Source organism: Sinorhizobium americanum (assembly GCF_001651855.1).
Lineage (GTDB): Bacteria > Pseudomonadota > Alphaproteobacteria > Rhizobiales > Rhizobiaceae > Sinorhizobium > Sinorhizobium americanum.
The window spans coordinates 97604-108381 of the sequence record NZ_LNQC01000074.1; the positions used below are offsets into that span (position 1 = coordinate 97604).

The 10778-nt window shown below is 63.1% G+C and carries 11 protein-coding genes; 4 read left to right on the plus strand and 7 right to left on the minus strand.

All coding sequences use genetic code 11. The features are described from left to right. Positions 1-182: 182 nt before the first annotated feature. Positions 183-686, plus strand: a complete 504-nt coding sequence (locus ATC00_RS23025) for a GNAT family N-acetyltransferase (protein ID WP_064254556.1) — start codon at positions 183-185, stop codon at positions 684-686. Between the two features lie 17 nt (positions 687-703). Here the strand turns inward: ATC00_RS23025 and ATC00_RS23030 are convergent, their stop codons facing one another. The 3 genes from ATC00_RS23030 to ATC00_RS23040 form a co-directional block, all read right to left on the minus strand. Continuing rightward, a complete protein-coding gene (locus tag ATC00_RS23030; RefSeq protein ID WP_064254557.1) occupies positions 704-1618 on the minus strand; it encodes a c-type cytochrome in 915 nt (304 codons plus the stop codon). A gap of 79 nt (positions 1619-1697) precedes the next feature. Then, positions 1698-2144, minus strand: a complete 447-nt coding sequence (locus tag ATC00_RS23035) for a c-type cytochrome (protein WP_037379476.1) — start codon at positions 2142-2144, stop codon at positions 1698-1700. A 214-nt stretch (positions 2145-2358) separates the two neighbouring features. Next, a complete protein-coding gene (locus ATC00_RS23040; RefSeq protein ID WP_037379472.1) occupies positions 2359-2997 on the minus strand; it encodes a LysE family translocator in 639 nt (212 codons plus the stop codon). Positions 2998-3129: 132 nt separating this feature from the next. Between ATC00_RS23040 and ATC00_RS23045 the strand changes: the two genes are divergently transcribed. Further along, positions 3130-3843, plus strand: a complete 714-nt coding sequence (locus ATC00_RS23045; protein ID WP_037379469.1) for a helix-turn-helix transcriptional regulator — start codon at positions 3130-3132, stop codon at positions 3841-3843. A 96-nt stretch (positions 3844-3939) separates the two neighbouring features. Here ATC00_RS23045 and ATC00_RS23050 read toward each other — a convergent pair whose 3' ends face one another. Next, positions 3940-4542: a superoxide dismutase gene (locus ATC00_RS23050; RefSeq protein ID WP_037379467.1), complete on the minus strand. Its 603-nt coding sequence runs from the start codon at positions 4540-4542 to the stop codon at positions 3940-3942. A 230-nt stretch (positions 4543-4772) separates the two neighbouring features. Here ATC00_RS23050 and ATC00_RS23055 point away from each other — a divergent pair, with 230 nt between their 5' ends. After that, positions 4773-5183 carry a VOC family protein gene (locus ATC00_RS23055; RefSeq protein WP_064254558.1) on the plus strand — a complete coding sequence of 137 codons (411 nt, stop codon included), beginning with the start codon at positions 4773-4775 and terminating at the stop codon, positions 5181-5183. A gap of 86 nt (positions 5184-5269) precedes the next feature. On the opposite strand, the gene ATC00_RS23060 is transcribed toward ATC00_RS23055, so the two are convergent. Together ATC00_RS23060 and ATC00_RS23065 are read right to left on the minus strand one after the other, a co-directional pair. After that, entirely contained in the window at positions 5270-5818 is a 549-nt protein-coding gene (locus tag ATC00_RS23060; RefSeq protein ID WP_064254559.1) for a glyoxalase superfamily protein, read from the minus strand. A 200-nt stretch (positions 5819-6018) separates the two neighbouring features. Beyond that, the gene (locus ATC00_RS23065) at positions 6019-6900 is read right to left on the minus strand and encodes a branched-chain amino acid aminotransferase (RefSeq protein WP_037379459.1); all 882 of its coding nucleotides are present in this window, start codon (positions 6898-6900) and stop codon (positions 6019-6021) included. 155 nt (positions 6901-7055) lie between these two features. On the opposite strand from ATC00_RS23065, the gene ATC00_RS23070 reads away from it, so the two are divergent. Next, positions 7056-8096 (plus strand): zinc-dependent alcohol dehydrogenase family protein, encoded by a 1041-nt coding sequence (locus ATC00_RS23070; RefSeq protein WP_064254560.1) that lies wholly within the window; start codon positions 7056-7058, stop codon positions 8094-8096. Positions 8097-8343: 247 nt separating this feature from the next. On the opposite strand, the gene ATC00_RS23075 is transcribed toward ATC00_RS23070, so the two are convergent. After that, positions 8344-10778: class I SAM-dependent DNA methyltransferase (locus ATC00_RS23075; RefSeq protein WP_206744269.1), on the minus strand; the 2435-nt coding region annotated here is incomplete at its 5' end.

Sequence of the window (10778 nt, forward strand, 5' to 3'; positions counted from 1 at the left end):
CCCCGTTGACAAATTCGCGGAAATGAACAATCTACGCGCATGATCAAGAACGCACCCATCTGCCGCGCGTATTTTTGGCTGTTCCGATAGGAGCGGCCTGCTGATCATTTTCAACAAGGCCGCCATCAGGCGGCTTTTGTTTTTCACGGCACCTGATGGCGGGAAACCCATAGGAGCCGAGAATGCTGCAGACTGCCACCCCCTCCCTTCATCCTACTCCGTCGGTCCGCGCTCCGATGGTGACGATCCGCTGCGCCAAGTTGCGCGACCTCGCCGAACTGCGTGAGATGATCGCGGAGCTTTCCGCCCATCACGGCGATGCGGCCCCGCTTACCTCGGAGCAGCTCGAACGCGACCTCTTCGGCCGCACCCCCTGGATCACCGCCCTTGTCGCCGAGGCCGGCGGCCAGTTGATCGGCTACGCAATTCTCGTTCCCCAATACCGGGCAGCCGAAGGCGCGCGTGGCATGGAGCTGCATCACCTCTTCGTGCGCCCCGGCCATCGCGGCACAGGCATCGGCCGCCATCTCGTCGCCAAGGCGCGGGAACAGGCGAAGATGGCCGGCTGCGATTACCTTGCCGTCAGCGCTGCAACCGGCAATTTCCAGGCGCATCGTTTCTACGAGTCGGAGCGCTTCGTGCCGCGGCCGGTGACAGGCATGCGCTATATGCAGAAGCTGGGCTGAGCGGAGGAGGCGATAGCCTATGACGGGGGCAGCGCCTTCAGGTAGGCGGCAATCGCCTCGCGCTCGGAGGCCGGAAGCTTTGCCATGTTCTTCTGCACCTCGACCATGGAGCCGCCGACGGAATCGTATTCGGGCGTGAAACCGGTCTCCAGGTAAGAGGCGATGTCCGACGCGCTCCAGCCGCCAATGCTCCTGGAGCCCGGGGTGATGTCGGGAATCCGCCCCTCGCCTTCCGGGTTCGGAGCGCCGGCCAGCCAGCGGCCCGCTTCGAAGCCGCCGAGTGCGTCGCGCGGCGTGTGACACTCGCCGCAATGGCCGGGGCCTTCGACGAGATATTGTCCGCGGGCGAGCTTCGGGTCGGCGCTGTCGACCTGAACCCGCGGCTCGTCGGTGAGATACAAGAGCTTCCAGCCGCCGAGCGCCAGACGGATATTATAGGGGAAAGGCAGATCATGCGGCGGCGTCACATTGGCGCTCTTCGGCAAGGTCCGCATATAGCCGTAAAGGTCGTTGATGTCCTTGGCGGTCATCCGTGCATAGGAACCGAAGGGAAAGGACGGATAGAGATGCTCGCCATTCCTCCCCACCCCGCGCGTCATGGCGTTGCCGAACTCGGCGAGCGTCCAGCCGCCGATGCCGGCCGTCTCGTCCGGCGAGATATTCGGGGGGTAGAAGGTGCCGAAGGGGCTCTTCAGCGGCCGGCCACCCGACAGCACCAGTCGGGCATCGTCCTCGGCACGGGGTGCTGCATGGCAGCTGGTGCAGCCGCCCGCCCAGAAGACCCGCTCGCCATTGGCGAGATCCGGCTCGCCCAGCCCCTCCCAATGGGCGGCATGCCAGGGGGCGGGCTTCGTCAGCCACCAGAAGGCGCCGGCGCCGACCGCTGCAAGTAGAACCAGACCGGACAAAAGCCGCCCCGCGCGCGCCCTCATCATCTCTCCTTCGTCTTCAAGACAGAAATAAATGCGCCGGGTAGACCGGCGCATTTAACGGACCAAGCAGTGGCGTCCGCTATTCTTTCTTCAGACGATAGCTCTCATGACAGCTGGCGCAATCCTTGCCGAGGACGCCGAGTGCGGCGCCGACGCCGGCCTGGTCGGCGGGCAGCTCGGCAAGAATCTTCTCGGCATCGCCACCGAGCTTGGCGGCCTTCGCCTTGAAGTCATCCATGTTCTGCCAGATCTTCGGGCTCGCCTCCGTTTCCATACCGGTCTCGGAGCCGGCCGGGAAATGATTCGGGAAGACTTTGACCGTCTCGCTGATCGTCGACAGCGACGCTTTGACGATTTCGGCATCATAAGGCTTTTCGCCCTTGGCGATACCGCTCAGCGCACCGGCAGCCTGGCCCACCTTCTTCATCAGTTGCTGGCGGACCGCCTGAGGTTCACCGGCGGCGGTGACGGCGGTCACACCCAAGCCTGCGAGGACGGCTGCAAGCATAAGAGCTCGTATCTTCATCATGTTCTCCGGTCGTTCGAACCCGCTCGCGCGGCTTCCTGTTGAAGGCGCCGGCATGATGGCATCTTGGCTTTTCGACGGAAGTAACATTTTCTTGATGTGCTTGTCATTTCAGCACAATTCGCCGCGCTATACCTTAAGGCGCGGCAGAACTTGCGCGAACAATAACATGAATTCCTTGTTCATGTTTAATACTTGAAGGGAGCACAGCAAATCACCGGGCGGCGCTCCAACCCTGCCAAACGGTGAATATGGCGATTGCGACAAGCAGCAGGCCGGCACCGCGGCCGATGGCAACCGTCGCTACCGGACTGCCGACCAGCAGGTCGCGGCCGCGGCCGGCGGCGAGCGCCAGCCCGCCATAGACGGCAAGCTGCGTCACGGCGATCATCAGAGCCATCACCGCGGCCTGCGACCAGACGGGACCGAATTGCGGCTTCAGGAATTGGGGATAGACGGCGAGCATGAAGAGATAGGCCTTGGGATTCATCAGGCTCGTCATGGCCCCCTGGCGGAAGCTTGCCCAGCGCGACAGCCGCCTGCCCTCGTCGACACCGCCGATGGTGATCGAACTGCGCAGCAACGAAAAACCGATCCAGGCGATATAGGCGGCGCCGGCGACGAGGAGCACATTGAAGAGCTCCGGCACCAGATGCAGCACGACGCTGACGCCGAGCGCGGCATAGAGCGTATGCAGCACGCCGCCCGCCATGATGCCCGCCGTCGCGGCCAGCCCGGACGTCCGCCCGCCGGTTATCGCATTGGCCAGCACGAAGACCATGTCCATGCCCGGGACGATGATGATGCCGAACAGAAGGGTGAAGAAAAGCCAGAGATTTTCAGCGTAGGTCATGTCAGTTGCTCATCGACGTTGTATGGAAGTTCAGGTCCGAATTGCCGAGTTGTCAATCCGTTGACGCTTGCTATAGCGCCGCTCAACTGACAGGGTTCTGTCAGGAGCGTTCGGACTTCCGGAGTTTTCGCGATGCGCAAGGCGGCGCGGCTTTTCGAGATCATCCAGATATTGCGGCTTGCCCGTAAGCCGATCACGGCCGCCGAGATCGCGGAGAAACTCGAGGTCACGCCGCGCTCGATCTATCGCGATATCGTCGCCCTGCAGGCGATGCGCGTGCCGATCGAAGGGGAGCGCGGTCTCGGCTATATTCTGAGGCCCGGCTTCGATCTGCCGCCGCTGATGTTTTCGATCGAGGAGACGGAAGCGATCGTCCTGGCGCTAGCGCTGCTGGCCCGCACCGGCGACGAGGAATTGAAGACCGCGGCCCAACGCGTCAATCGCAAGATCACCGGTGCCGTCCCCGAACCGCTGCGCCAAACATTCCAGTCGCAGGCGCTGCACGCCTGGGGCACGATCGCCGCCCCGCCGCCCGCGGTCGACCTCGCCATGATCCGCCGCGCGATCCGCGACGAGCAGAAGCTCGCGCTCGACTATCGCGACGAACTCGGGCGGTCGACGGAGCGCACCGTCTGGCCGCTGGCGCTGATCTACTATTCGGAGCATGCGATGATGGTCGCCTGGTGCGAATTGCGCCAGGACATCCGCAACTTCCGCGCCGACCGGGTGGAGCATTGCGAGCCGATCGGGGCCTTCTTCCGAGGTGAAGGCGAGAAGCTTCGGCAAGCGTGGATCGCCGGCTGGAAGATAAATGCCGTTCGATCTTTCGCTTCGGGCACAGTGTAATTGATCGCGAAGAAAATATCAGTCTCGCCGGCGGACCGACAACGAAAAGGCCCGACGCAAGCGCCGGGCCGAATCTCGTGCATAAGAACCAAATGGTTACTTCGCCGCTGCCTCGTACATTTCGAGGACGTAATCCCAGTTGATGAGATTGTCGACGAAAGCCTCGAGGTATTTCGGACGGGCATTGCGGTAATCGATGTAATAGGAATGCTCCCAGACGTCGACGCCGAGGATTGGCGAGGCGCCGTGCACGAGCGGGTTTTCGCCGTTCGGGGTCTTGGAGATTTCGAGCTTGCCGTTCTTGACCGAGAGCCAGGCCCAGCCGGAGCCGAACTGGGCGGTGCCGGCGGCGATGAAGTCGGCGCGGAACTTGTCGTAGCCGCCGAGATCGGACTTGATGGCCGCGTCGAGCTTGCCAGGCAGGCTGGTGCCGCCGCCGCCCTTCTTCATCCACTTCCAGAAGTGGATGTGGTTGTAGTGCTGGCCGGCATTGTTGAACAGCGGCTGGTTGGTGCCGTAGGACTTCTTGACGATCTCCTCGACCGAAAGATTGGAAAGACCGGCTTCCTCGGCGAGCTTGTTGCCGTTCGTCACATAGGCGAGGTGATGCTTGTCGTGGTGGTATTCGAGCGTCTCGCGCGACATATAGGGCGCGAGCGCGTCGTAGTCATAGGGAAGGTTCGGCAATTCGAAAGCCATTGTGGCATCTCCTCTTGGCATTGGATTTCGTGACGGAAATCAGTGAGCGGGAACATAGGCACCGCCTTTGCGGGAGGCAACCGATGCGGTGCCAAAATTTCTCTGAGCCACGCAAAATACTTTCATTCGGCGATCGGGTGCGCGTTTGACGCGAATGTCGACGCAGAGGATTCCTGTCCTATTTAACGGAGACGAACCAACTGACTTCGCCGTCGGCACAGGAGGAAAGAATGGAATTCCATCAGGGCCGTCTCATCGACCACGTGCACCTGCGCGTCCGGGATCTCGCCGTCAGCAAGCGCTTCTATCAGGCAGTGCTTGGGGCGCTTGGCCATCGGCCCACCTACGAGACCGACGCATTTTTTGCGTTCGACGAGTTCTTCGTCGATCAGGCGGATGATTATCGTACCCGCGTCCATATCGCCTTCCAGGCCTCCGGTCCGGACGCGGTGCAGCGCTTTTACGATGTCGGCCTCGCCAATGGCGGCACGGACAACGGAGCGCCCGGCGAGCGCCACTATCACCCGGGCTATTTCGCCGCCTTTCTGCTGGATCCCGACGGCAACAATATCGAGGCGGTTCATCATGGGCCAACGACGCGATCGTCCGCCGATGTGGTCGTCCGGCCCGTCGAGATTTGAGGTTGGAGCCTTTCAGGTCGGGAGGCCGCCGTTCGTCCTGCCAGTGCTGGGCATCGCCACGGCTCCCCATCAGATAGGTGGCCGGCCTATCGCTCCTTCAACTCCATGAAGCGGATGCGGTTATTGAAGGGATCGATAACTGTGACTTCGAGCCGCGTTCCTTCGTCCTCGAGACCAGGCCGCATGTAGCGATAGTTCTTGGCGATGAGTTCCTTGTGGAACGCGCGGATGCCTCTCATGTAGACGCACATGTTGCCGCCGGGCGTCGCATCTCCCGCATGCTCTGATAGATGCAGCTTCAGTCCGCCTCGCGAGATCTGCGTGTAAAGCGGGAAATCGTCGCCATAGCGGTGTTCCCAGTCGACCGCGAAGCCCAGGAAACCAAGATAGAATTCGTGGGCCTTTGCCACGTCGAAGATCCGGACGATCGGCACCGCCTGTTCGAACGCGATCTCCGCGCCCTCCCCAGCGGTTCCCGCGGCTTCGAGTTTCGCCGACAGGATGTTCCAGGTGGCAAGCCCGAACTGGCGGGCGACGATCTCGAGCGCCTCGCTGTGGGCGATCGTCATTTGATGGTCGGCAAGGGCATCACGCAGGGCCTTCGCCATGGCCTTGGCATCGCGATAGTCGCGCATTTCCGTTCCTTGTCACGGCGAAGCCTTCGTTAGCGCCCGCATTACCAACGCCTTCGCCCGACTGTCGAACGGGTGAGCAAGGATCAGTGGAGGCGTTCGCCATGCCCTTGTCGGGCGCGGGCTGCCGGCCGCCTCCGGCCGTGCATCAACCTATCCGCTCACACGGCTTTTGTCAGCCGGAATGTTGCGCTTGCACCGTCCTAGACGTCGCCGCTCGAATGCGCCCAGTCCATGTAGAGATCACGCGCCTTGGCGGTGATCGGGCCGGCTTGCAGGTCGCGGTCGTCAAGGCGGGTCACCGGCAGCACCTTCGAATAGTTGCCGGTGGTGAAAATCTCGTCGGCCGCCTCGAAATCGGTCATCGTCAGCGTCGTTTCGATCACCTCGAAGCCCGCTTCGCGCAACAGGCTCATGACGCGCGAGCGGGTGATGCCGGCGAGGAAGGTGCGGTTGGCGGCCGGGGTGAAGACGACGCCGTCCCTGACCATGAAGATGTTGGAAGAGCCGGTCTCGGCGATGTTGCCGAGCATGTCGCGCACCAGCGCATTGTCGAAACCGCGCGAGCGCGCTTCCTGGAGGATGCGGGCGTTATTGGGATAGAGGCAGCCGGCCTTGGCGTCCGTCGGCATGCATTCGAGCGTCGGGCGGCGGAAGGGCGACAGCGTCAGCGCCGAACCGGCATGGGCGTTGCCCATCGGCGCCTCGAACAGGCACAGCGCAAAGCGGGTCGATTCCGGATCGACCGCCACGACGCTCCAGGACCCATGCTCGCCCCAATACATCGGCTTGACGTAGATGGCCGTCTTGCCGTCGAATTTCTTCACGCCCTCGAAGCTCAAGGCTCCGATCTCCTCGGCGGCCATTGTGGGCTTCAGGCCGAGCGCTTCCGCGGAACGATTGACGCGCTGACAATGGAGGTCGAGGTCCGGGGCGATGCCGTCGAACCAGCGGGCGCCATCGAACACCGTCGAGCCAAGCCACATGGCGTGCGACGTCGGGCCGATCAGTGGCGGGTTTCCGGACAGCCATTCGCCGTCGACATAGGTCCAGGTGGTGGATCGGGGGGATGTATCGACGGCCATCGGACTCTCCTCTTGTCCTTCGCTGCTGTCCCGATCTAGCCCGAAAAAGCAGCATCAGAGTGAATGGGTACATCAAAAAATGTCATGGCGTCCATTGTGGAGCCTCCCCGCACCGCGTGCCAGAATAACGAAACAGAAATGGAGACCGATCGCCAATGAAAGCGATGTATTACGAAGCCTTCGAGAAAACGCCGGAAATCCGGACGCTGCCCGATCCGAGCCCCAGCGAAAACGGCGTCGTCATCAAGGTCGAGGCGACCGGTCTCTGCCGCAGCGACTGGCACGGCTGGATGGGCCACGACCCGGACATCCGCCTGCCGCATGTGCCCGGCCATGAACTGGCCGGAACGATCGCCGCCGCCGGGCGCGGCGTCCTCAACTACAAGGTCGGCGACCGGGTGACCGTGCCCTTCGTCTCCGGCTGCGGACGCTGCGGCGAATGCCGCTCCGGCAACCAGCAGGTCTGCGAGGCACAGTTCCAGCCGGGCTTCACCCATTGGGGTTCCTTTGCCGAATATGTGGCGCTCGACTTCGCCGACCAGAACCTCGTGAACCTGCCGGAGAGCATGGATTTTGCGACGGCCGCCAGCCTCGGCTGCCGCTTCGCCACCTCCTTCCGGGCGATCGCCGACCAGGCCCGCGTTCAAGGGGGCGAATGGGTGGCGGTGCACGGCTGCGGCGGCGTCGGTCTTTCGGCGATCATGATCGCCGCAGCGCTCGGCGCTAACCCGATCGCCATCGATATTTCCGAGGAAAAGCTCGCATTCGCGCAGACGCTCGGCGCGGTCGCCGCGATCAATGCGCGTGACACGGATGACATCGCCGCCGCTGTCAAGGAGATCACCCAAGGCGGCGCGCATGTCTCGATCGACGCGCTCGGCTCGCCCGTCACCTGCTTCAACTCGATCAGGAACCTGCGCCGCCGCGGCCGCCATGTGCAGGTCGGGCTGATGCTCGCCGAACATGCGACGCCTCAGATCCCGATGGCGCAGGTGATCGGCCACGAGCTCGAAATCTACGGCAGCCACGGCATGCAGGCCTGGCGCTACGACGCAATGCTGTCGATGATCGTGGTCGGCAAGCTTGAACCGAAGCGGCTGATCGGCCGCGAGATCTCGCTCGAAGAGGCGGTGCCGGCGCTCGTGACGATGGACCGGGCGACGGACCTCGGCATCAATGTGATCACGCGATTCTGAGGTAAGTGCGAGGCGACCGCGCCCGTCCCACGGGCCGCTCAAGGGCTTCCTCCCAAAAAGACCCCTCCCCAACCCCTCCCCACAGGTGGGAGGGGCTTAATCTGCCGCCCTCGCTCCCCCCTCTCATTGGTAGCGGCAGATGGGAAGGCGGAAAATGGCAGTCCGGCGCAGCGGCCGCCAAGCCCTCCCCCTTGTGGGGAGGGGTTGGGGAGGGGTCTTACAGAGCGGATTTGGAGAGCCGCGAGAATCACGCCGCCCGGCGCCAGGCGAAGGTCTTGCCGCCGTCGGCGGTGGAGATCAGGCCGATGCGGTAGAGCGAGGTGAGCACGCTCGCAACCGCAGGCCGTACCTTCTGGCCCTGCTTGAAACGGGCGGCAATGTCTGCGGCGTTGAGCGCGCCGGCGGACTCGACCAGCACGTTGAGCACGAAGGCCGTCTGCTCGGCGTCGCCCACAGGAAACGCCGGCTTGGCGCCGGGCTTTGCCGGTTCCGCCGCGCCGCCGAGATCGGCTTCGAGCTGCCTGGCCTTCTCCTTTTCCGAACCGAAGCGCGGGATCTGGTAGTCGGGCCTGAGCCACCGGACGAGGCCACGCTTTTCCTCCTTCGCCCGCTCCTTGTTGAGCGCGACGAGGCGGGCAAGAACCTCCTCCTCCGGCAGGTCGATCGGCCAGCCATAGGCGTCGGCGACGGCGGCATCGAGCCTTTCGTGCAGTTCCTTCAGGATCAGCACCAGCCCGTCATCGAAAATGCGGCGTTCCCTGGCGTCGAGGTCATCCGGCTTCGTGCCCGCCTTCAGCCGCTCCAGGACATTGTAGAGTCCGGTCAGCGTCAGATGCGGATGCGCCTTGAGCACGCGCTTGCGATGGGCGTCGAGTTCCTCGGCGATGGCGCCGATTGCGGCTTTCTGCTCGTCGGTGGTGGCAGGGAACGGGAAGGGATCGAAGCAGCGGGATTTGGAATAGCGAGGGTCGTTGCCCATGCCCAGCCAACCACCTGCCCTTAACGCCCACGACGTGTGACAGCGAGAGGACAGAACACCGAGGAGGAAACCGTCATCGATGCCAATCGCCACCAGCATGTTGTCCGGCAAGATCGAGCCGTCGAGAAACTGGAAAACGCGGTGCTTGGCGGTTTCCACGGTGGCAATGTAGCGTGGCAAACTCACGAGTGCGGCACGGAGTTCCTGCCGCGGCTTTCCAAAAATCCACCACGACTTTGCATAACTTTCAGCATCCTTGGTCGGTACTTTTGCGAATTGATCCTCCCGGGCCTTCCTCACGGTCATGGAGAGGTGCTGATAAACTTCGGGAAATCTAGCGCGCACTTCATCCGCATCGAGGCCAAACAGGTCGATCACCATCACGCCGCGCGGTCGGTCCATCAGATCACGCCCGTTTCTGTAAACGCGAATGTGCTGATCCAGCCCGGCGCGGCGGCCAAGACCCAAATGCTCGGCCTCCTCTGGCGAGACAATAAAACCAGAACCGTGCAGTGACATGCCACGTGAAGACAGTCCCTCGCTAGCCGTGAGCGGCGATGCCGCTCCCAAGTCCACCCCGACCGTCAAATCCGAATTGATTTTGCCGCCCTTCTCCTCAAACAGGATTACCGGACTGTCGGTCTCGACGCCCTCCTCCGCCGTCACCTCCATCAGCAGGCCGTCGTGCTTGCCCGCCTCGGCAACCGTCATGGCGATGCGCACGGCGGCGCTGTCCCTGGTCACCTTCGTCCAGGGGTGATCGGGAACGGCCATCACCAGCGACAGCGGCTTCTTGGCGTTGAGATAGGGCTCGATCACCCGGCGCTGGAAGACCTGGCTGATGGAATTGGTGGTGACGAAGCCGAAGCGCTTCAAGCCGGAGCCCTTCCTGAGCAGGATCTCGGCCGACCGGTCCCACCAGTACATGACGAAGTCGGCGCTGTCGTTCATGTGCTTGTGCACCTTCCACAGCGCCTCTGCATAGGCCGAGCCCATGCGGGCGCGAATGTCCTTGCCGCCAATGAAAGGCGGATTGCCGACGATGTAATCCGCCTTCGGCCAATCCGGCCGGCGCGGGTTGGGGTAGACCTCAACACCGTCCTTCACCTGCGGCAGCGGGTAGCCGTCCCATTCCAGCACCGCATCCATGCACTGGATATTCTTGAAAGCGCGCAGGATCGGCTCCGAAGGGGCCGCGCCCTTGGTGCGGAAATGCCATTGCAGGTGGCCGATCCAGAGCACCAGCTCGGCAATCGCCGCCGCGCGTGGGTTCAGCTCCATGCCGAGGAACTGGTGCGGGTCGACCGTGTGGCTTTCGAGGCCGGTCAGCGCCTCCTGGCCGCCGAGATCCGCCAGCGCCTCCAGCACCTCGCCCTCCAGCCGCTTCATCAGTTCCAGCGACACGTAGAGGAAGTTGCCGGTGCCGCAGGCGGGATCGAGGACTCGCGTCTCGCAGAGCCTGTCGTGGAACGCCTGGACGGACTTGACCGCCGCGTCGTTCCGCCCCTCCGCCTTCTGCCGTTCCGCGGTCGAGAGCACCTGTCCCCACTCGGCACGCAACGGATCGACGATGGTGGCGATCACCAGCCGCTCGACATAGGCGCGCGGGGTGTAGTGCGCGCCTAGGTCGTGTGGACAATTATCTGATCCATAGCACGATAGCTGCGATGGTGACGACGGCGAGATAGTTTCTGGCGGTTTTC

What these genes read in the sequence shown, in the direction of transcription:
- ATC00_RS23025 (WP_064254556.1), top strand. Translation starts at nt 183, where the DNA reads ATGCTGCAGACTGCCACCCCCTCCCTTCATCCTACTCCGTCGGTCCGC.
- ATC00_RS23030 (WP_064254557.1), bottom strand. Translation starts at nt 1,618, where the DNA reads ATGAGGGCGCGCGCGGGGCGGCTTTTGTCCGGTCTGGTTCTACTTGCA.
- ATC00_RS23035 (WP_037379476.1), bottom strand. Translation starts at nt 2,144, where the DNA reads ATGAAGATACGAGCTCTTATGCTTGCAGCCGTCCTCGCAGGCTTGGGT.
- ATC00_RS23040 (WP_037379472.1), bottom strand. Translation starts at nt 2,997, where the DNA reads ATGACCTACGCTGAAAATCTCTGGCTTTTCTTCACCCTTCTGTTCGGC.
- ATC00_RS23045 (WP_037379469.1), top strand. Translation starts at nt 3,130, where the DNA reads ATGCGCAAGGCGGCGCGGCTTTTCGAGATCATCCAGATATTGCGGCTT.
- ATC00_RS23050 (WP_037379467.1), bottom strand. Translation starts at nt 4,542, where the DNA reads ATGGCTTTCGAATTGCCGAACCTTCCCTATGACTACGACGCGCTCGCG.
- ATC00_RS23055 (WP_064254558.1), top strand. Translation starts at nt 4,773, where the DNA reads ATGGAATTCCATCAGGGCCGTCTCATCGACCACGTGCACCTGCGCGTC.
- ATC00_RS23060 (WP_064254559.1), bottom strand. Translation starts at nt 5,818, where the DNA reads ATGCGCGACTATCGCGATGCCAAGGCCATGGCGAAGGCCCTGCGTGAT.
- ATC00_RS23065 (WP_037379459.1), bottom strand. Translation starts at nt 6,900, where the DNA reads ATGGCCGTCGATACATCCCCCCGATCCACCACCTGGACCTATGTCGAC.
- ATC00_RS23070 (WP_064254560.1), top strand. Translation starts at nt 7,056, where the DNA reads ATGAAAGCGATGTATTACGAAGCCTTCGAGAAAACGCCGGAAATCCGG.